Below are 20,574 nucleotides of genomic sequence, written 5' to 3' on the forward strand. Positions count from 1 at the left end.
ATGCCAGTATTCCCTCCCGATGACGCAACTAAGGGCAAAGTGCCCGCCAAAGACCAAATAGGGCGATGGATAAAGCAAGGGCGCATCGTCTTTCCAAAGGAGCAACGTGTTCAGGTTTTCGACACGTTGGAGGACCTTTGTACAGCTATCGATAATGCCGACGTCCCAATGGCGCGTAAGACAAGAAAAATCTGGCACGAAATGCCACATCTAGAGTTTTGGGTTGGAAAACGGATTGGCTACGGCATTCCCCAGTGGGTGCGCTACAAGCGAGAACTCAAAAATAGCACGCAGCCTGTATCCTCGTGGATTACACCGCTTGCGGAAACCTCCACATTACCAAGTGGTGATGACGCAGACTTGAACGCGCATCTGGTCAGCGGGACCAATCAAGAAGGTACGACCGAAATACAAGATATTTTCGGCTCAAAAGCTTTTACCTATGCGAAGCCGGTTTCATTGATCCGAGAAATGGTACGTCAGTCCACCGGCCCGGACGACATAGTTCTCGACTTCTTCGCAGGCTCAGCCACAGCTGCCCAGGCAGTCATGGAACTCAATGCCGAAGACGGCGGCAATCGCCGCTTTATCATGGTGTCCTCTACCGAGGCGACAGAAGACGAGCCCCACAAGAACATCTGCCGTGACGTGACAGCGGAACGAATACGACGCCTGAATGCCAGCGAAGACGGCAAGTATAAGGACCTCACCGCAGGCTTTGCCTATCTGCGGACCCATGAGATTGCCTTTGAAGACCTCGATTATGACCTGAAACCCGCAGATGCCTGGGCTGCGCTGGAGGCAATGCACGACCTGCCGCTGACCCCGTATGACCCTGATGCTTCATGGAACCTGCACCAAGGCGAGACCACCTCGGTCGCTTTGGTGGATCGCTTCGACCCTGCTTTGCTCGATTGGTTGAAAGGCCGGGACAGACAGAACCTGTTCGTCTATGCGTGGGCACCTGGCCAAATCGCGCAGCATCTCGACGGCACCCATGTGGATATTCGTTCCGTCCGTCACACACTCGTAAAGCGGTTCCAGCAATGAGTGAACGTCTGTCCCTGGCCGCCTATCAGACCCGCGCGGCGGACGCCTTGTCGGGCGTGATCCGCCAAGTAGCAGAGTTGCACGATCGCGACCCGGCGCACCGACAGACGATAGCGCTGAAAAGTGGCGTGACGCTCCTGCAAAGCCCGACGGGTTCTGGTAAGACGCTTGTGCTGGGCCGGGTGCTAGAAGGGCTGCGCGGCGCGTTGAGCCGCCCTGTGGTGTGGCTTTGGTTCGCACCCTACTCAGGGCTGGTAACGCAAACGCGCGAAGCTCTGGTGTCGCAATGCGGCGGTCTGCGCGTCCGCGACGTGGCCACGGACCGAGAACCCAACGGTACGCGCGACGGCGATGTGTTCATCCAGACATGGGCGACCGTCGCCGCTAGCAATAAGGACGCCCGCAAGGTCCGCCGGACGTCTGAGACGGCATTGTCTTTCGATGATTTGATCGCGTCATGGCGGGACGCCGGTTTCTTCGTCGGCGTGGTGATCGACGAGGCGCATTTGAACTTTGGAGCGTCCGCCAAGGTCGCTGCGGGGTTCTACCTTGACCATATTCAGCCCGATTTCACGATCCTCGCCACTGCTACGCCAAGCGATGAGAAGCTGGACGCCTTTGAACAGAAGGCGGGTATCGAAGTCGCCAGCCGTTATGTCGTGCCCCGCGCCGAGGTTGTCGAAGCCGGATTGAACAAGGTGGGCCTCAAGCTGGGCGTGATCCGCTTTCGCGAAGGCGACCGTGACCTAATCGACCACGAACAGGCGACCTTACAGGCCGGGTGGACGCAGCATTGCCGGGTGCGCGAGCGGCTCAAAGAACACGGGTTGGCGGTGTCGCCCCTAATGCTGGTTCAGGTGGAAGATCAAGCCAAGGGTGCGGAAGACCCAGTGAAGCGGGTGCGGGATAAGCTGGTGGAGATCGGCGTTGATGACGCCGCTATTGCCACGCACACATCCGGTCAACCTGACCCGGATTTTCACTCGCTGGCCTATGACCCTGACATTCATGTTTTGATCTTCAAGGTCGCGGTTGCCACTGGATTTGATGCACCTCGCGCATGGACGCTGGTCTCTGTGCGCCCGAACCGGGGCCGCGATTTCGGTATGCAGATTGTGGGTCGCATCATGCGCGTGCATCCATCCGTGCGTCCTATTCACGGGCAAGACGCCCTCCTGGACAGCGGCTATGTACTGCTTACGGACCCGGATATGCAGATGGGCCTTCAAGCGGCGGTAGACGAGTTGAAAGCGGTGCGTGAAAGCATCGAACTTATAACGGATAGCCTTGATGTGTATGAGTTTGGAAACGCGGACAAGCTGCCCGGCGTATCCGAGGCTCGTGTCCCGGCCTTTACCCCTAGACCTCCTGAAGATCAGGCTGACCGGCAAATGCGCCTGACGCATTTGATTGAGCAAGGCCTCGTTGCCTCTGACGTTCAAGGCCGTCCAGTTGCGGATCAGGATCGCGCCATTGTTTTAGGGGAGACCCTACAGCATATGAGCGATACGCCGCTTTTCGGTGACCTACCAGAACGCGAAAAGCCCGCGACCAATATAAAATCTAGCAAGCCGAGCAGCCGTTCCTATCCTTTGCGGAAAGACCTGGGCGTGCCAAAGGCGCTGCTCCGCGAGCTACCGCCCGACCCGATGAAGCTGAACGATCTGGTGCAAGACATTGCCCGTGAGTTTTGTCGTTCTTCCGATGTGACGGGTTTGTTGCAACGAAAGCTTACAAACGCCCATCTTGACTTGCGCGACCTTTTCGCTGCGGAAGTGCGGGAAACGGTGGACCTGCGCTTGCGGCTTTCAAACGCACGGGTAGCTGAGAAAGCGCAACTTGCTTTCAACTTCAACGACGCCATCGATCCTCGCGCGCTAAAACGAGCGCTTGTCGAGGAACTTCAAAAGATCGTCTACGAAAGAGGTATTGAAGCTGACGAACGCGACTTGCGCCGCGCTATCGATCTTGCCGGGATGAAGGAACCGGACAAGCTGAAAGAAGCGATCAAGACGGCGCAAGCGCGCAATGTTCTGACAGATGCCAATGAGCCGGTTCCAGAACAGTATTTTGGGCCGGAAGGGTTAAGTCAGGCCGAGAAATCAGCTTATGGCGTTTTCCCGCAGGAAATGAATAAAGAAGAAAGAGACTTTGCCTCGTTCCTGGATGCCGACCAGACAGGGACCGTCAAATGGTGGCTACGCAACGTCGAAAACACAAGATGGGCTACGCGCCTGATGCTGCCCTCAGGGCATCGTTTCTTCCCGGACTTTGTTGTGGGTGTCAGCGGTCGCACAACCCCTGACGCGATTGCTCTTATTGAAATCAAGGATGACGGTGAGACAGGACGGCTGCAATCAGACCGGAATGTCGAAAAAATCCGGGTCCAACACCGCGAATACCGCAATGTATTCTGGACCTATCGTTCTGATGGCACCTGGATACGCGCACGATACGCAGAAGGTTTGCACAAGATTGTCCCAAATGACCGCTTTGACGTGAAAGAACTTGTATACCTCGGATAGATGTGTGTTCGTTTTTTAAGGCGACCTTTTAACGGCCATAGCGTGCGTCCATACCCGCTCGCCTTTTTGCCAGAAGCATCCCGTCTTGATCATTTTCGAGAATGTCTTCGACGTCGAGGCCGAGCTGGGAAAGCATGGCTGGAACGTCATTTCTTTCCAAACCGTATGCGGCCATTTGCGAGATAATTAGGCCCGCATTTTGCGCGGATAGAGTTTGGAGATATTCAGCCCATAGGGCGGCCTTGATTGCCTCTGTGTCGATTTTGACAAAGCGCGGTAGGGCGATCTGCGACAGGTGTGTCTGACACTCTGACCAGATGGGAGCCGAAGGCCAGCGTGCGCGGTTGGTGTCAGCATGCGGAATTGTAAGGCGCGTTTGCGTTGCGATCTTTTCGAATACCAGTGAAGGATTGGCCGCGATGGCTTCCCAGGTTTTCCGCAAATAGGTTTTGTCGAGAAAGCTTTTTCCCGCGCGAAGCTCAAAACGCCAAATAGGGGTTTTGCTTGTTAATTGAATTTCCGCTTGTTCAGCATTCCCTTTCCATATTTCCCACCAATAGAATTTCTTTTTGTCGATCACCTCGCGGCGTTTGTCGTAAATTGCAATTTGAGCATTCGGCATTGTTCCAATGCGAATGCCTGTTATGCGATCACCGCGGCTATTAGCGGAATAAATGCCGTCGATTGTTTTTGCTTTTCGCGAATGGCAAACGAAATGAGCTGGATTGATTTCAAAATCCGGGAAATAGAAATCAATTGCGTAATCTAATCGGGAAATGCGGCGATCTATTTCCGTAAATGGCATTCCTAAATCGATCAGGAATTGATCGTGTTCGGCTTTGACCGCTTCAATCCCTTTTGTGGCCAGGGGCAGGGCGCGGGATGAAACGCGCGCGCCCCAGGGGTCTCGATTGTCGTTGGGTTCCTTGAACCACCAGACCGCGCCTATCACGCCGGTATCCACTGAATAGAGATAGCCGCCCTTGCCGCCGTGTCCTTCCACCAAGAAGGTGCGCCCGGCATAGGTCAGCGGCACAGCCCGGCGCTCTTCAATGGCGGACGCCTTCGCTGCGGCGAGCTTGTTGCGCAGATCGGCGGGAAGCTGGACACGATAGGCCATGTCCAGATTGTCGAAACCTTGATGAAGCAAGATGGGTTCGGTCATGGCGTCCCTCTCATGTATTTCTGTGAGGGGGTGTTACAGAGACCCCCTCACAGACTTCCGTCTTATGCAGATTGTTCCTGACGGCGACGCCAGGTCGCGTTCGCCACTTCGCCATCGCGAAAGACGGCGAAATTCAGCGGGTGGGGGAAGCTGGGATCGTCCAGGGTGACGGAGAGGAAGCTGTCGCCCATGTTCGGGCCGCGCGTGATTTCACGCTTCCAGCCGCTTCCCACTTCCATCATATCGCCGTCCGCATCGCGCACCTGGACGCGATGCGTCGGGGCGTCCGGGTTGGCTGACGGGTTGGGGGTTGCGGTGATCATCACACTAGCCTTGAAGTTCAAGGTGCGGATGTCGCCGCGTAGGTCGGACCAGAAGTCATTCGGGCCGGCGGGTTTCAGGGTGCCTATGTTAGCCACTTCTCTTTCCTTTTGGGTTTGGTTTGAATGCGCGCTTCGCGCTGAGACCCCTTTTGTTTTTGGAGAGCAGACACAGTTTCCCGAGTGGGGCTGAGCCAAGGCCCAGCCCCTTTTCGGGAGCGGTGCTCTCCAAAAATCCCCGACGGTGGGGTCAGCCCCGCCGGGGCAAAAACTCGTTAGCGGAAAATGCCCAGGTCAGACGTCGAGCGGCGGGTGCGCCGGTCGGTCCATTCGTCCAGGTCTTTGATGCGATACCGGATGCACCGGCCAGACACTTTGATGAACTTCGGTCCACCGCCACGGGTGCGCCAGTTCCGCAAAGTGCGGGGGGAAATTGAGAGCCGCTTGGCGGCTTGGTCTTCAGACAGCAGCCGATTGGGATCGGGGCCTTGGTTCGTGCTCATATCGAGTCTCCGCGTTCAATGTTTGGCGCGAAGTGCGCCTGACACGTACAGACTGACGTTGGAGCGGCAAAAACTCACTGAGAGGAAAAGCACTAAAACTTGGGAGAAAATTTCTCAGCGATGTTCACTAACTTTTGGCATGAGCAATCCGCTCTTGCATGGCTTTGGCGATGCTGGCTGTCTGGATTTCTGGGTTGATGCGTTGAACGCACGCGACCGTGAACTTCGAAGCGGGGTTGTGGGGTATTTGAGCGGGCTTGCCGCTGTCATCGTCATAATCGTCAAAGTTACGGGTGTAGGGGCCGACATTGGCCTCCCAATAGGTCTTAATGTTGCCAACCAGCGTGTAGAGCGCGGGTTTGCTGGCATAGCCTCTTGGGGGTGTTTTCCTGCCGTCGTTCTGCATGACGGTATCGATGCCCGCGGCGCTTGCATCAGCATGACGAGCTATGAAGCGTATGGCTGCGAACATGGCTCTGATGTCCGCCTCGATCATGGGTGTAGGCGCGACCGTCCCGATTAAGCCCGCCTGATTTAGACGTGCTAGGTCATCAGATAAGTCGGGGTCCTCAAGAAAACTTGGCGAGACACTCGCTAAAGATCGAACGGTTTTGCCTGAGACGTTAGCGAGTTCGCCTTCCAGTTTCGCCGCGCTTTTCGCGATTTTCTGCAGCTCGTTTCGGACGCCAGTTGGGCTAATGCTGTCGTCTCTCCGTTGCCCATATTGATAGGCCCATAGCCAGTTTTTAAACGTCTCTTTCAAGTCAGCGGGGTCGCATATCCCATAGGCGCTAGCGAGTTCTGCCGCTTCTTCGTCGGTCAGCCCCATTTTATTCGGCCTCGCGATTTAGAGGGATGACTTTGGCTCCGCTTGGAGACGCAGCACCTACAAAACCACCAATCATATCGTCCACATCATCCGCTGCGTTGCGCGTCACGGCTTCTGCGAGGTGGGCGTATCGCGCGGTGGTTTGCGCCTGGGTGTGGCCTAGAAGTTTACCGATGATGGGCAGGGAGTGACCGGCTGCGGCGGCTATCGAGGCGTAGGTGTGGCGCAAGTCGTGGATGCGCACGTCTTCTATGCCTGCGAGTTTGCGGATACGCCGCCAGGGCTTTTGAAGGTCCGTGACGTGCTGGCCTTCGATATGTCCGATGATGATGTGCGGGTTATCCGGCAAGCGGGGCAGGGGGCTTAAAAGCTCCACGGCGCTCCGGCTCAGCAGCACACGGCGCGGCCCGGTTTTGGCGTCAGGCAGGACAAGCACATTCCCGCGCACCCAAGACCATTTCGCCTTTTGGATTTCGCTAAGTCGACATCCAGTCAGAAGCAGGAGCTTAAAAGCCGCTGCGACATGAAGCGTCTCTTCTCCGTTCGCCACACATTCATCAAGCACGGCGAAAAGGCGCTCGATCTCGTCAGGGTCGAGATACCGTTCGCGCTTGTGCTCTTTGTACTTTTGAACATGGCGGGTCGGATTGGTACCGTCCTCTCGCAAGCCCCAAACCTCAGCGAGATTGAAGAGCTTTGAAAGCACGCCCAACACACGGTTGGCCTGGTAGGGTTTGTCCCGCAATCCATGATGAAGCGCTGCGATGTCCGGGCGTTTGATGTCTTGGACCTTCATCGCGCCCAGCTTGGGCTTGATGAAGATCTCACAGCAGCGGTGATATTCGCGCTGCGTTGAAGGCTTCAGATGAACCGGAACATATTCGTCTAAGAAGCGGTCACAGAGCGCGGCCATATCCGGCGCGCGCCGCTCTCGCCGCCGGTCGCCTGACGGATCTCCGCCGCTGGCCACTTGTCCCAGGGTTTGCCGGGCGAGGTCGCGGGCCTGCTCGGCGGTCACGCCGCCATGAACGCCCAGGCTTACCCGTTTGGTGCGTCCGCCGGACCGATATTGGACGGTATAGGTCTTTCGGCCCTTGGGAGAGACGCGCACGCCGAAGCCCGGAATGAGTGCGTCCCAGACGAAATAATCAGTGTCTTTTGGGGGCAATGCCTCGACGGAACGTTTCGTGATCTTCGACATGGTGATTTTCCCGCCCAAAAAATTTGGAAGCATATAGGAAGCAGCGTACAGCGTTTCAGCGGGTATCATTGGTGACGACGGGAGTCGTTCGGGTCAAGGCAATTTGTTGAAAATAGTTGACTTTTGGCGCTATGGCGTCAACGCGGTACGACGCGGGAAATGGCTGGACTGTCTCTCATAACCTGAAGGTCGTAGGTTCAAATCCTACCCCCGCACCCAAAATTAAAAAGCCCCGCGCCATTTGGCCGGGGCTTTTTCGTATCTGTAGGCCGTAGCGAGTTCAGGCGGTTGATGAGGTCTGCACTCCGTTGTCCGACTCACCTTGATTCACGAGCTCGCTGATGGCTTTGTGGATGTCTGACACGACCACGGACCCTTCACCCACAGAACTGGCTACGCGCTTCACGGAGCCGGAGCGGACATCGCCGACCGCATAGATTCTGGGCAGGTTGGTTTCAAACGGCGAGGGGAGCCGGTCTTCCCGCCAGCCGGCCCGAACGAGGTCCAGCGTTTCAAGCTGCGCTCCGGTCCTGACAAAACCTTTCTGATCTCGCGCCAGGTCTTTGGGCAGCCAGTCCGTGAAGGGAGCGGCGCCGATAAAGAGAAATACGAAAGGGGTTTCCAGCTTGGTTGTGCCGTCGGGATTCTTCAAGGTGAGGGCGGTCAGGCGCTGATTGTCCGGACCGGCCCCCTCTGCGCCGTGCATCGCCTCAATAGAGGTTTGCGGATGCAAATGGATGTTGGGCGTTTCTTCCAGTCGTCGCACGAGATACTCAGACATGGTGTCGCGTATATCCTTGCGCCGGTACAGCACGTGTACGTCCTGGGCGGATTTGGCCAGGAAAACGGCCCCCTGACCGGCTGAATTGCCTGCTCCGACGATGGTGGCTTGCGACCCTGTGCACAGTTGGGCTTCCAGAGGAGAGGCGCCGTAGTAAACACCGCGTCCTTCAAACGACTCGAGACCCTCAATAGGCAAGCGGCGATACTGCGCGCCTGTGGCGACCACCACGGCCTTGGCTTTCAGGCTTCGGCCATCTTTCACATGAAGGCAGTAAGCGCCGTCTTCGAGACGCTCTAGGCTCGACGCGCGTACCGGCGCAGCCATTCGTACGCCGAACTTCTGGGCTTGCAAGGCAGCCCGATCGGCCAGTTCACGACCTGACAAGCCCATGGGAAATCCCAGATAATTTTCAATCTTGGAAGAGGTCCCCGCCTGCCCGCCCGGGCCTTCGGAATCCAGTGTCAAGACAGTCAGTCCTTCCGACGCGGCGTAAACGGATGCGGCGAGACCGGCAGGTCCGGCGCCGACGACTATGACATCGGCGCTGGCGCCGTCCGGCAGCAGGTCCAATCCCAGTCGCGCCGCGATTTCATCAACGCCCGGTTTGCGCAAGACCGGATCAACCCCCAATAAAACGGCGGGAAGATCGCTGCCGCTCAGACCTTTTGCGGTCATCAGCTGGGCGGCGAGGGGGGCCGTGTCGGGATCCAACCAAGTATGGGGCAGGTTATGACGGGTGAGAAAGTCGCGAATGGAAAAAACGCGCCGGTCATAGGGGGCGCCAATGATGACGATCGCGCCCAGTTCGCGCTGCCGGGCGAAGGCCCGGCGAGCGGAGAAGGTGTTGACGAAAATGTCTGACAAGGCGGATTGCTCCACCAGAAGCTTCTGCAGCTTCTCAAAGGGAATATGCAGAACTTCGCCTGCGACCCCCATCACGGTGCGCGCAAGCGCCGTTTGACCGGTCAACGTCCCCAAATCGCCGATAAACTGGCCGCGCTCCATAAATCCAAGCCGTTGGGGGCCATCCGCGCCCTCAATGAAGATATGGGTTTCCCCTGACAGAGTGACCAGGCAATCCGCTCGTGACTGCCCTGGCTCAACCAGAACTTCACCGGCGTCGTGGCGGCGAACCGTTCCGTAAGCGCTCACCGCAGCCAACTCTTCATTATTAAAGGTGTAGTTAATATCTGCGGGGCGACGGATCATAGCGTACTCCAAGCTCGAGGTCTCAGCCTCGGCATTCGGGTGCGGTCGTCAAGTGATGATGATTGGGGCGCGCAAATCGGCTGACTTGCTGAGTTGTGAAATGAAGGTGTCCCGCCATTGGGTGCTTGTCTGCCTAAGCTCTCAAGCGACCAGAGGCCTTGCGTATGTGCTCGCGCAGGCGCAGGCGCTCAAGCGCGCTCATGCGAACAGCCTAGACGCGTAGCCGCAATCCAGCGCCGGATATTGAACAGGCGACGCCAGCGCGTGACGCGCCCTGCTTTCAGAATGATCACTTGCGTTCTTGGTCATTTAAGCGCACAGAGGCGGCACGCGAAGCACGCGCCCAGCACGAGGCTGGTTGCGCGGCGACGGATCAGCCGGAGTGAGAACACTCCCGTGATGAGGTCCGGGCGGGGGCGATATTCGTCCCAGAACGGCGGCTGAACGATCCAGTTGTCTATATTTTTGAACGAAATAGCGCCCGGAGATCGTCCGTGAGCGCTGCTAAGAGGTTATCCTTGACCCGATTTACAGATCTTGGTCTGAACGACTCCATTCTCTCGGCGATCGCCGAACAGGGCTATGAAACGCCCACCCCCATCCAGGCGCGCGCCATTCCCCAGGTGCTCGCCGGCCGCGACCTGATCGGCCTGGCGCAAACGGGCACCGGTAAAACCGCCGCCTTCGTGCTGCCGCTGATCCATCAATTGCTGGCGGACAACAAACAGGCGCCGGGCCGGTCCTGTCGCGCTCTGATCCTGGCGCCGACGCGTGAACTGGCTGCACAAATCGAAGAGCAAGTCCGCGCCTATACCGCGCACACCAAGCTGACGAGCGCCGTGATCTTTGGCGGCGTCAAAGCGGGCCCGCAAATCCGGGTGCTGGCGCGCGGCGTCGATATTCTGGTGGCGACGCCGGGCCGTTTGCTCGACCATCTGGGCGAGCGCAAGGCGCGTCTGGACCTGACCAGTTTCGTGGTGCTGGACGAGGCGGATCAGATGCTGGATCTCGGCTTCATCCCCGCAATCCGTAAACTGCTGCGCCTGGTCGGAAAAGAGCGTCAGACGCTGATGTTCTCCGCCACCATGGTGCCGGCCATCCGTCAGCTGGCGGATGATTTCCTGTCCAATCCGGAAACCGTGGCGGTGACCCCGCCGTCCAAACCGGTGGAGCGGATCGACCAGAAAGTGCTTTACACCGAAGCTGCGGATAAGCCCGAAGCGCTGATCGATTTGATGGTTCCTGAAGCGGGCAAGCGCGCGATCATCTTCACCCGCACCAAGCATGGCGCAGACCGGGTGGCGAAGCGCTTGGTGAAATACGGCCACAAGGCCAACGCCATTCACGGCGATAAGAGCCAGAACCAGCGCACGCGTGCGCTCGACGCGTTCAAATCGGGCGAATCCCCGGTGCTGGTCGCGACCGATATCGCGGCGCGCGGCATTGACGTGGACGGCGTTGATCTGGTGGTCAATTACGAGCTGCCTAATGTGGCCGAGAACTATGTCCACCGTATCGGCCGCACCGCGCGCGCCGGCGCCACCGGCCGGGCCGTCGCCTTGTGCGCCCCGGACGAGCGCGTGATGCTCAAAGATATCGAAAAAACCATGGGCGTCGCCATCGCCGGTCTCAATGACGCGCCGCCCATGCCGAAGGGCGAGGCCGCCAAGTCCAAGAGCCGACGCCGCGGCGGTCGCCGCGGTCAGGGCCAAGGCCAGGGTGAGGGCGCGCCGTCCGGGCAAAAGCGGGGTGGAGCTTCCGGCAAGCCGCGTCAGGGCGGAGACGGCGCACGCAGCGGCAAGCCTCAGCGCAATCGCCGAGGCAGCGGTGGTCAGCGCCGCGGCCCGAGCGCCACAGCCGCCGAATAGGGCGGACATCATTCCATTAGAACGGGCGCGGTTCATCCAAACCGCGCCCGTTTTGCGTTTTGGCTGCGCCTCAGCTTGTCGGGTTTTCTTCCGTGCAGGCGGGCGGTTCGCCGGGTTCGGGATCGCCGGGCAGGGGGATGTATTCGTGTTCCTCGACCGGCATGCGGAAGGGCGTGTCCTTGAAGCCAGCGGCGATGGAGGCGCGCCAGTCAGCTTTCGCCTGCTCGATCCGCTCTTTGCTGGTGGAGACGAAATTCCACTCCATATGGCGCGGCCCCAGGGGCTGGCCGCCGAGCAGCATCAGGCGGGAGTCTTCGGTCGCAGTGACGCTCGCCTGGGTCTGGCCGGGCGTGAAGATCGCCATATGGCCTCCGGAGAGAGGCTCGCCCGCAGTTTCAACGCGACCAGAAACCACATGTAACGCCAGCTCTTCATGGCCTTGGGGCAGGTCAAACCTTGCGCCCGCTTTCGCCTCGATATGGGCGTAGACGATGGGGGAGTAGACCTTCACCGGTGAGGTGTGGCCATAGGCGCTGCCCAGGATCAGGCGGAAGTGCGCGTCGCCGACCTCGAAATCGGGCAGATCAGCCGCGCCATGGTGATGAAACTCAGGCTCGATTTCCTGGCAGTCTTCGGGCAAGGCGACCCAGACCTGAATGCCATGCATGAACTGACCGCTGGCGCGGGCGTTGTCGCCGGTGCGTTCAGAATGGGTGACTCCCTTGCCGGCGGTCATCCAGTTCACGTCGCCGGGATAGATGGTCTGATGCACGCCCAGACAATCGCGATGATCCATCTCGCCGTCAAAAAGATAGGTGACCGTCGCCAGCCCGATATGCGGGTGGGGGCGCACATTGATGCCTTCGCCGGGCTTGAACTGCGCCGGGCCCATCTGGTCATAAAAGACGAACGGCCCCACATGGCGACGCTGCGCCATAGGCAGGATGCGCGCGACGGAAAACCCGCCCAGATCCTTGGTTTTGCCTTCAAGAATACGTTCAAGCTGGCTCATCGGGCGTCCTCTGGGCTGAAAGAGAGGGGAGTGTTAGCGCGCGTCCCGGTCGAGAATAACATTCATACGGGTGCTCTGGCGGATGCGATAGCCCTTGCTCAGCGCCAGGGCGGCGGCGTCTGGCGTCGTGCGGCCATCGGCCATGTCGGCGCGCTCCAGGATCAGCAAGTCCGGCCAGCGTGTCTTGGGGGCCTTGGCGAAGAAGTGCGACAGGATGGCGGCTTCCCCGCCCTCAACATCCACCTTCATGGCGTGAGCCTTGATGAGTTTGAGCTCGTCCATCAAGGTCAGCAGCGTGGTGACGCGCACCGCTTCGCCTTCCGAACCGCCCAGACGGGCCTGGCCATGATTGCCCGAGATCATGCGCATGACCTCTTCGCCCTCATAGTCAGCGAGCGCGACGCCCGCCATCTCGATCTGGCCGAGGGCGTTTTGGCGCGCGTTGAAGCTCAATCTGCGGCGCATCTCGCGTTGGGGCTCGACCGCGATCACGCGCGATTTATCGCCGCCCGCCAAAGCCGCCACCAACGCATAGGCGCCCGCATTGGCGCCGATATCCATAAACGCCTTGCCTGGGCCCATCACGCCGCGCAGCGCCTCGAGTTCAGCAGGGTCAAAGCATTGCGGCGTCATGAACAGACGTTTTTCCGACAGATTGTCGGTGGGGTGCAGCCGCAGCTTCAGCCCCAGCGCTTGAACATCCGCCAGGCCGGCTTTCATGCCGCTGAGCGCCAGAGGGCGCGCGGCGCCGGCCAGACGCAAGCCGACGCGTGAAGCGGGCAAGGCCCGTCCGATGGCGAGGCCGACCTTGCTGACAAGGCCGGGGGCGTACGCGCCATACCCCGGGGCTGGCGGTTCGTGAGACACAGCCCCGCCTTGCGCCCGCTTCAGCTCAGGTGGAGCGGGCGGAATGGCCAGCGTTTCATCGGTCTCAGGTGCAAGCTGATCGGAGTTTGATGTCGTCTCGGTCATGCGACGACTTATAAACGCAATTGGGCGTGACCGCATACCACGAGATCAGGTTTCCAGTTTTGCAGGGCGCCTTTATGGTCTCTGCAAATCTGAGGAGGAGAGTCATCATGCTGCGCACCTTTGCGGTCGCCGCCCTGGTTTCCATGGCCGGTCTGGCGCACGCCCAGACCGAGTCGTTTGATCTGAGTCAAGACAATCGTGAGATCGCCCAGGCTCTGGGACAGGCCGCGCTCGACAGTGACCTGGCTTATGAAATTACAGAGTCGCTGACCACCGAAGTCGGCCCCCGTCTGGCGGGCACGCCGCAAGAAGCGCGGGCGCGGGATTGGGCGGTGGAGATGCTTGAAGAGCTCGCGTTTGAAAACGTCCGCGTCGAGCCGTTCGAGCTTGATCTGTGGACGCGCGGGCATTCCGTCTACGAAGAAGTGGCGATCACCGCACCTTATCCGCAGGAACTCTACGCCATCTCACTGGGCGGCGCCGGCGCGACGCCCGAAGGCGGGTTGGAAGCGGAAGTCGTCTTCTTTGACAGCTATGACGCGCTATTGGCGTCGGATGCGGATGAAGACGCGCTCGAGGGCAAGCTGGTCTTCGTCAATGACCGTATGGTCGCGAGCCGCACCGGCGAGGGTTATGGCTGGGCCAATCGCAAGCGTCGGGACGCCTGGGTGCTGGCCGAGGATCGCGGCGCGCTGGGCGTGCTGATCCGCTCTGTGGGCACCAGCACAAACCGTTTTGCGCATACTGGCATGATGAGCTTCCCCGACGGGCGCCGCCCCGACATTCCGGCTCTCGCGGTTTCGGCGCCGGATGCGGACCAGCTCGAGCGCCTGCACGATATGGGCGAAACAGTCTCGATCACTATGCGCACCTATGCCGGCTGGCGGGGCGAGGTGATGAGCGGGAATGTCATCGCCGAGATCACAGGGTCTGAAGCGCCCGACGAGATCGTCATCATTGGCGCGCATCTCGATAGCTGGGACACCGCGACGGGCGCTCTTGATGACGGCGCGGGCGTCGGCATTGTCACCGCCGCTGCGCGCCTGATCGCCGATAGCGGCCATCGTCCGCGCCGCACCATCCGTGTGGTGCTGTTCGGCGCCGAGGAAGTGGGTCTGGTGGGCGCACGCGCTTACGCCAACGCCCGCATGGAAGACGGAACGGTGGGAGATCACATCATCGGGTCAGAATCAGATTTCGGCGCCCGTGAAGTCTGGCGCCTGCGGTCGAATGTAGGCGAGCACGCCTTGCCGGAGATCGACGCCATTCACCGCGAACTGCAGAGCCTGGGCCTGGTGCGCGGGGATAATTCGGGCGGCGGCGGCCCTGACATGATCCCACTGCAATATATGGGCGTGCCCATGGTGCGGCTGGAGCAGAACGGTGAGGATTATTTCGAGTTCCACCACACCCCCAACGACACGTTCGACAAGATCGTGCCCGAGGAAATGGCGCAGAACGTCGCCGCCTGGACCATGATGGTTTGGCTGCTGGCCAACAGCGAGACTGATTTCCGGCCGCAGGCGCCGCAAGCGGAAGCGAGCGAGTAATTCCGTTCTGGAAGCAATGAGCTTCCAGAAGCCGGGCTACTCGCAGGATCGGGGCGTAGGCATATCACTTCACATCAAGCGGCGCCGCCGCAACACATGATGGAGGTGATTATGTCTGCGCCCACTATTCTTCAGGTCAATTCCAGCGCCCGTCTCGAGGGCTCCGTCAGCCGCGAACTGTCGCAGCTGCTTTCCCAAGCCTTGGCTGGTGAAGCTGGCACGGTCGCCGTGCGGGACCTTGCCGAACAGCCGGTCCCTCAAGTGGACGCGGACTGGGTCGGCGCCAATTTCACCGATCCGGCTGAGCGCAGCCAGGCACAGCGCGACAGTCTCAAAGGGTCTGACGCTTTGGTGGCCGAGCTCAAGGCCGCCGACCAGATCGTCATCGGCATGCCGATCTACAATTTTTCTATCCCTGCCAGCCTGAAGGCCTGGATCGACCAGATCGCCCGGGCGCGAGAAACCTTCCGCTATTCCGAAACGGGGCCTGAAGGATTGTTGACTGGCAAAACGGCCTGGATCGTGGTTGCGTCGGGCGGGGTGCCGCTGGAGTCTGGCGTGGATTTCGCGACGCCTTATCTGCGTCAGGTGCTGAACTTTGTCGGCATCACCGATATTCGCGTCATTGACGGCTCGCGCTGGGATTTTCGTGAGGAATCCGATCGCGAGGCGATCCGCGCGATGGCGCGCACAGCGGACGTTCAGCCTGCGCAAGCGGCTGAATAAAGACGCTTGTCTCGTGCTCGCACGACAAGGTCTTGAAGGCTGAGAAACGCAATGAGATCAGGGCAAGTCTGAGTTGTGGCAGGTTGGCGGACGTTCAGAGCGTCCGCCACTCCTCCCTCACGCCGAGCTGGCGAAACACCTCCGACCAGTACGCCTGCAGCAGATCGCGTTGTTCTGCGCTCCAGCCCCGGCGTTCGATCAGGTAAATCTCGATCCGGACGCCGGCAAGCACATCGCCATATTCATCTTCGATCAGGGCCGCCACGCGGCCCGGCGGCGGCAGGCGGTTCGCCAGATCGCTGCGGGCGCGGCCATAGACGCTGAACAGGCGTGAATTCTGCAGCATGTCGGACACGAGGATGACTGTGCGGCGCGGGGTGTTGGGAGCAAACCCCTCTTCCAGCGCCAGATCAGCCAGCGCCTCGATAATCGGGCTCGCCGGGCTTTCCTTGGGCTCGACAAGATCGGCCAGGGCGCTTTGCAGCGGGCCTTCAAACAAGGCCTGGTAACGCGCCTCGACCCGGGCCGGATTACGATAGAGCGGATTGATCTGGTCGCCGCGGCCAGGATTGCACAGCGAGAAACCATTGGTGTTGATCAGCTCGCCGCGCGCATCCAGCTCGTACAGAGACAGACGCTCACCGATCTCCAGCCGGTCGCGGCTGTCGAGCGCGAGTTGTTCGATACGGGCGGCCTGTTCGGGGGAATAGAGATCAGTCTTGTCGATCACCAGCGCCATATGGGCGGGCTGCTCGCCGCTCAGGCACAGCGTATTGGGATCATATTCAGGCGGTTGCAGCACCAGCGCGGCGTAGCTGATCGCGCCGAGCACGCCGATCACGATCAGAATATTGATGATGCCCAGAATATCCTTGCCGCGCATATGTCTGACGCCCCCTCTGCCAGCCGATAGCGACGAGCATCATGGGGCGCCCGCCCGCCTATGGCTAGACGTTATCGGCCGGGAAAGGGCGGTTTGTCTGACCCGCTCGTCTCGACCGGATCGGTGAGATCGGTGTCCGCCGCCTGTTCGTAAAGCTGGATCGAGCGTGAATTGTCGGCGGCGAAAAACTTGTCGATCTTGCGCTTGAGCGCGATCGCTTCACGCCGTGTCGGACCGCTCAGGCTTTCCTCGATCTCGACGGCGCTTTCCGTGTTTTCGCGGTGGGTGTGCGGCAATTGCTTGAGCACGCCGGACAAATGCGCCGCCGCATTGATCGCCCGGCGCTGGGCGGTGCCATAGCCGATCAGGCGGTCGTCAAACGTTGCGCCCTTGAAGGCGGCGATGGCGGCGAAAGTGATGCCCAGTCCAAACAGCAAAAGCCCTTCCAGCGTCTGGATGCCGGTTCCCGCCATGGCGGAACTCACGGGCGCCAGGATCGCTCCGCTTGGTTCGGCCAGATCACCGAGCGCCAGAGTGGCGGCGTTGACTTCCAGCAGGTCGCGGTAAAGCGCGGCGGTGTAGTTGAGAAAGACCACGAAGCCCAATGCCAGGGGCGTGCCGATGATCGCGGCGGCGAAGGAGAAGGGGCGGTCAGGGTTTTGCAACAATCGCAAACCCAGAAACCCGATAAGGAAAAAGGCGGTGATGACATTGGTGAAGGCCACGGTGATGGCCTGGATCCAACCGCCGAGCAGGCCAAGATCCGAGCTTTTGGAGAAGAAATAGGCGTTGATCAGCCCTTCGACGAGCACCATCCCGGCCAGGATGGAGAAGTGCATGATGTGGCTTTCAGGATAGGTCGCAGAGCGATTGATCCATTTCTCGCGCGGCAGCGCTTCCTCAAACATCCGGCCTCGGGTCTGACGAAAATGCAGATAGGCGTCGAAACAGGCCGAGGCGCGGTAATACGCATCCGTCAGTCGATCAACGATCTGATGGGTCTTGCGATCAATTTCAGTATCCATGACCTCGTCGGAATCCTCTGACCGTCCCCGGTTGAAGCCGAGCAGGTTGTTCGTGATTGGCCGATCTTGGGTCTCAATCGTATCGCGCAGGGATTGTTCGTGCATGGTCCGGCCCCTTTTGAGTAAGTCTGTTCACAGCGCCCAAGAGTTAACCATGTCCTGACAATCGAGCTTAAGTTGGGCGAAATCAAATAAAACTAGGCGGAAAAGCGACGAAATGTGTCCATTTATAGGACACGCTTCACTCCATTCCTCTCCGCAGGCGGGATTGGCGTATCAGCGCCGTTAACATAGATGAACAACCTTGCGGCTGAACCGGAGCTGAACATCCATAAAACGGTGTCCTGATCGCGCTTTGGGGGCTTTCTTTGACCAAACAGCGTCCCTGGCGCTGGGGGCGCAGATTGAAGCGCGCTTGAGCGTGGCCGATACTCAGCCGCAAGCGTTCGCCGAGCAACGCCAGAAAACCGGGAGGATCGTCCATGAAATTTTATGATTGCGCCACCGCGCCCAGCCCGCGCCGGGCGCGTATGGTCATCGCTGAAAAGCGTATTGAAGTGGAGACCGTGGAAGTCGACCTGCGATCCGGTGCGCAATTCAGCCCAGACTTCACAGCGCTCAATCCCGGCTGCACCGTGCCGGTGCTGGTGACAGATGAGGGGGAGAGCCTGTGCGAGAACGCGTCAATCGTGCGCTATCTCGAAGCGCTCTATCCTGACCCGCCGCTGCTGGGCGTCAGCCCGATCGAGCAGGCGCGGGTGGCTGAATGGGTGTTCCGGGCCGAGTTTGAAGGTCTGGTCAGTGTGATGGAGGTGCTGCGAAACACCTCCAAATCCATGAAGGATCGCGCCTTGCCCGGGCCGGACCCCGTGCCGCAAATCGCTCAGCTAGCTGAACGCGGCATGATGCGCGGCCAGCGGTTTTTCAAAACGCTGGATGCACGACTGGCTCAAACGCCTTGGCTGGCGGGGGATTCCTTCAGCTTCGCTGACATCACCGCCTTCGTCTTTGTGGAGTTCGCAGCCTGGGTGAAGATGGTTCCGGGCGAGGAGCTTGAAGCGCTGGCTCAATGGCGAGACGCCTGCCAGGCGAGACCCAGCGCTCAGGTGTGACCAGTCAGTTTTTGAACGAGTTCGAACACTGAGCGCCGCGTCTCGGGAATCATCGCATCGGGATGGGGGTGCGCGAAGCGCCTTGCGTCATTGTCGTAGTAACGACCGGACGCATCGGCGAATTCTTCTGAAAGGGCGGCGCGGATCAGGATGTCCGCGCCGATCCCGATGTCAGAGCCTGCAACGCCAAAACCTTCCTTGACCATTTTTGTCGCCAGAAGCGAGCCAGGATTGACGGCGATCTGGATGGGCGACGTCTCACTCAAGCCCAGCTCCACGGACCACATGGTCAGCGCCAGCTTGCTCTGGGCATAGGCCGCCATATCGTCCAGCGCGCGTTCGCCGGCGAGCGCTTCCAGATCCACGCTCGCTTGTGCGGCGGAGGATAAATTGACGACCCGTCCCCTTGGAGCCATATGCGATTTCAGAAGGCGGCCCAAAAGATAGGGCGCGAGCGTATTGACTACAAAGCGCACATCCTGACCATCTGAGCGGATGGGGTCGGGCGTGCGATAAACGCCGGCGTTATTGATCAGAACATCCAGACGCGGCGTATCGGCGAGCACACGCTCGGCGAGATCGCGGACCTGATCCATATCGGATAAGTCCGCCTGGAATGTCAGAGAGCTGTCCAAGCTCTCCCTGGCTGCCGCTAACTTCGTAGCGTTGCGCCCATGGATGATGACGTGATGTCCCTCCGCAGCCAGGCGCTTGGCGGTTTCCAGGCCAAGGCCGTCTGTGGCCCCTGTGATGAGAATGGTTTTTGCGGTCATGAGGCGGCTCTCTTTGAGGCATGGAAGACAGGAAGAATGTGTTCAGACAATCGGTGCATCGTGTCGTCGATATCCGCCTGATTGAAACGCAAGTTGAGCGCGACATGATTGACGCCGGCGTTTTCCAGCGCGGTCAGATGATCAATCAGCGCGGCGGCGCCGGACCGGAAGCCGAGATGAATAGGCTGAGGCGGCGCATCGAATTCATCGAGCAGGTCGATGTAAAGTGATTGCATGACCGGGCTAGGGGCGCCGCCTGACGCTTCAATCCTCTGATTGCGCTGGGCGATCAGCCGAGCCTGGATATGAGGGGGACGCGGATAGGTGATCCAGCCATCGCCATGCTGCGCCAACCAGTCCGCGTTTTGCTGGCTCGCTCCCGTGATCAGAAGCGGCAGGCGGCCCGCGCTGGGTTTGGGCAGCATGTCGATCTCGCCCTCGCTGCGGCCATGCGGACTTTGAAAGGCCGGAAAAGAGGCCGCCATGTCGCGGATATAGACGTAGGCGGACGCGAAGCGTGCGCCCCGGTCGTCATGCGTCATGTTTAGCGCCGGATATTCGTCGGGCCTGTCGCCAGACGCCACCCCCAGGACCAAACGTCCGCCTGACAACTGATCGGCGCTGGCGGCGGCCTTCGCCACATGGGCCGGGTGACGCAGGGGAAGGATGATGCTGGCCACGCCCAGGGTGATGGTCTGCGTGTGGGCGGAGAGAAAACCCAGATAGACGAACGGGTCATAGATCTGCCCCACATCGCCGAAATCCGGGACGTTGAACGGCACGTCCCGAATCCAGAGCGCTGAAAACCCTAAGGCCTCGGCCAGTTTCGCCCGCTCGACATGGCGGCTCATGTCCGGAATGGCGCTCTGGTGATAGCGCTCAAGGGGCGCCACCAAGCCTATGCTCATCCGGCCCGCTTTGAAGCTGGCGTTATAGCCCCGGTTCAAGCTGGGAAAGGCGATCTGAGGCACAATGTATCCGCCCTTGTCGCGTCTGGAGTGACGACACCAAGAGTTAGTCGGATTAAGTTGCTGAAAAAACGGGTGAGGTCGGGCTTCAGAATCCCG

Annotated in this window: 18 protein-coding genes (1 of these 18 only partly in view); 6 read left to right on the forward strand and 12 right to left on the reverse strand. The window is 59.7% G+C overall.

The window, feature by feature from the left end:
* Both ACQ66J_RS12335 and ACQ66J_RS12340 read left to right on the forward strand, forming a co-directional pair.
* Nucleotides 1-1,050, forward strand: partial view of a site-specific DNA-methyltransferase gene (locus ACQ66J_RS12335; protein WP_430431859.1) — the 3' portion only. It extends 834 nt beyond the left edge of the window; only the last 1,050 of its 1,884 coding nucleotides appear in the window; its start codon lies beyond the left edge, outside the window; its stop codon occupies nucleotides 1,048-1,050.
* Nucleotides 1,047-3,575 carry a DEAD/DEAH box helicase gene (locus tag ACQ66J_RS12340; RefSeq protein WP_430431860.1) on the forward strand — a complete coding sequence of 843 codons (2,529 nt, stop codon included), beginning with the start codon at nucleotides 1,047-1,049 and terminating at the stop codon, nucleotides 3,573-3,575. Before ACQ66J_RS12335 ends, ACQ66J_RS12340 begins: the two co-directional genes overlap by 4 nt.
* Nucleotides 3,576-3,603: 28 nt before the next feature.
* Here ACQ66J_RS12340 and ACQ66J_RS12345 read toward each other — a convergent pair whose 3' ends face one another.
* From ACQ66J_RS12345 to ACQ66J_RS12370, 6 genes are all read right to left on the reverse strand, one after another.
* Nucleotides 3,604-4,740: a hypothetical protein gene (locus ACQ66J_RS12345; protein WP_430431861.1), complete on the reverse strand. Its 1,137-nt coding sequence runs from the start codon at nucleotides 4,738-4,740 to the stop codon at nucleotides 3,604-3,606.
* A gap of 62 nt (nucleotides 4,741-4,802) precedes the next feature.
* Nucleotides 4,803-5,159 carry a DUF736 domain-containing protein gene (locus ACQ66J_RS12350; protein WP_430431862.1) on the reverse strand — a complete coding sequence of 119 codons (357 nt, stop codon included), beginning with the start codon at nucleotides 5,157-5,159 and terminating at the stop codon, nucleotides 4,803-4,805.
* Between the two features lie 176 nt (nucleotides 5,160-5,335).
* Nucleotides 5,336-5,563, reverse strand: coding sequence for a helix-turn-helix transcriptional regulator (locus ACQ66J_RS12355; RefSeq protein ID WP_430431863.1), 228 nt, complete (start codon nucleotides 5,561-5,563; stop codon nucleotides 5,336-5,338).
* A 127-nt stretch (nucleotides 5,564-5,690) separates the two neighbouring features.
* Nucleotides 5,691-6,392 carry a hypothetical protein gene (locus ACQ66J_RS12360; protein ID WP_430431864.1) on the reverse strand — a complete coding sequence of 234 codons (702 nt, stop codon included), beginning with the start codon at nucleotides 6,390-6,392 and terminating at the stop codon, nucleotides 5,691-5,693.
* 1 nt (nucleotide 6,393) lies between these two features.
* Nucleotides 6,394-7,593, reverse strand: a complete 1,200-nt coding sequence (locus ACQ66J_RS12365) for a tyrosine-type recombinase/integrase (RefSeq protein ID WP_430431865.1) — start codon at nucleotides 7,591-7,593, stop codon at nucleotides 6,394-6,396.
* A 280-nt stretch (nucleotides 7,594-7,873) separates the two neighbouring features.
* Nucleotides 7,874-9,586, reverse strand: coding sequence for an FAD-dependent oxidoreductase (locus tag ACQ66J_RS12370; RefSeq protein ID WP_430431866.1), 1,713 nt, complete (start codon nucleotides 9,584-9,586; stop codon nucleotides 7,874-7,876).
* A gap of 518 nt (nucleotides 9,587-10,104) precedes the next feature.
* On the opposite strand from ACQ66J_RS12370, the gene ACQ66J_RS12375 reads away from it, so the two are divergent.
* On the forward strand, nucleotides 10,105-11,454 hold the full coding sequence (locus ACQ66J_RS12375) for a DEAD/DEAH box helicase (protein WP_430431867.1): 1,350 nt from the start codon (nucleotides 10,105-10,107) through the stop codon (nucleotides 11,452-11,454).
* A gap of 70 nt (nucleotides 11,455-11,524) precedes the next feature.
* Here the strand turns inward: ACQ66J_RS12375 and ACQ66J_RS12380 are convergent, their stop codons facing one another.
* Entirely contained in the window at nucleotides 11,525-12,466 is a 942-nt protein-coding gene (locus tag ACQ66J_RS12380) for a pirin family protein (RefSeq protein ID WP_430431868.1), read from the reverse strand.
* Nucleotides 12,467-12,499: 33 nt separating this feature from the next.
* Nucleotides 12,500-13,438 carry an FkbM family methyltransferase gene (locus ACQ66J_RS12385; RefSeq protein WP_430431869.1) on the reverse strand — a complete coding sequence of 313 codons (939 nt, stop codon included), beginning with the start codon at nucleotides 13,436-13,438 and terminating at the stop codon, nucleotides 12,500-12,502.
* A 107-nt stretch (nucleotides 13,439-13,545) separates the two neighbouring features.
* Here ACQ66J_RS12385 and ACQ66J_RS12390 point away from each other — a divergent pair, with 107 nt between their 5' ends.
* Both ACQ66J_RS12390 and ACQ66J_RS12395 read left to right on the forward strand, forming a co-directional pair.
* Entirely contained in the window at nucleotides 13,546-14,988 is a 1,443-nt protein-coding gene (locus ACQ66J_RS12390; RefSeq protein WP_430431870.1) for a M20/M25/M40 family metallo-hydrolase, read from the forward strand.
* 111 nt (nucleotides 14,989-15,099) lie between these two features.
* Nucleotides 15,100-15,714, forward strand: coding sequence for an FMN-dependent NADH-azoreductase (locus ACQ66J_RS12395; RefSeq protein ID WP_430431871.1), 615 nt, complete (start codon nucleotides 15,100-15,102; stop codon nucleotides 15,712-15,714).
* 94 nt (nucleotides 15,715-15,808) lie between these two features.
* Here the strand turns inward: ACQ66J_RS12395 and ACQ66J_RS12400 are convergent, their stop codons facing one another.
* Together ACQ66J_RS12400 and ACQ66J_RS12405 are read right to left on the reverse strand one after the other, a co-directional pair.
* Nucleotides 15,809-16,597 carry a hypothetical protein gene (locus ACQ66J_RS12400; RefSeq protein ID WP_430431872.1) on the reverse strand — a complete coding sequence of 263 codons (789 nt, stop codon included), beginning with the start codon at nucleotides 16,595-16,597 and terminating at the stop codon, nucleotides 15,809-15,811.
* Between the two features lie 71 nt (nucleotides 16,598-16,668).
* Nucleotides 16,669-17,727 (reverse strand): hypothetical protein, encoded by a 1,059-nt coding sequence (locus tag ACQ66J_RS12405; RefSeq protein WP_430431873.1) that lies wholly within the window; start codon nucleotides 17,725-17,727, stop codon nucleotides 16,669-16,671.
* A gap of 377 nt (nucleotides 17,728-18,104) precedes the next feature.
* Between ACQ66J_RS12405 and ACQ66J_RS12410 the strand changes: the two genes are divergently transcribed.
* On the forward strand, nucleotides 18,105-18,734 hold the full coding sequence (locus tag ACQ66J_RS12410; protein ID WP_375549414.1) for a glutathione S-transferase family protein: 630 nt from the start codon (nucleotides 18,105-18,107) through the stop codon (nucleotides 18,732-18,734).
* On the opposite strand, the gene ACQ66J_RS12415 is transcribed toward ACQ66J_RS12410, so the two are convergent.
* Both ACQ66J_RS12415 and ACQ66J_RS12420 read right to left on the reverse strand, forming a co-directional pair.
* Nucleotides 18,725-19,507 carry an SDR family NAD(P)-dependent oxidoreductase gene (locus ACQ66J_RS12415; protein ID WP_430431874.1) on the reverse strand — a complete coding sequence of 261 codons (783 nt, stop codon included), beginning with the start codon at nucleotides 19,505-19,507 and terminating at the stop codon, nucleotides 18,725-18,727. The two genes, ACQ66J_RS12410 and ACQ66J_RS12415, sit on opposite strands and share 10 nt — an antisense overlap.
* Nucleotides 19,504-20,478, reverse strand: coding sequence for an LLM class oxidoreductase (locus tag ACQ66J_RS12420; RefSeq protein ID WP_430431875.1), 975 nt, complete (start codon nucleotides 20,476-20,478; stop codon nucleotides 19,504-19,506). Before ACQ66J_RS12420 ends, ACQ66J_RS12415 begins: the two co-directional genes overlap by 4 nt.
* Nucleotides 20,479-20,574: the final 96 nt, after the last annotated feature.

The sequence above is a fragment of the Oceanicaulis sp. genome (assembly GCF_965284345.1).
Taxonomy (GTDB): domain Bacteria; phylum Pseudomonadota; class Alphaproteobacteria; order Caulobacterales; family Maricaulaceae; genus Oceanicaulis; species Oceanicaulis alexandrii_A.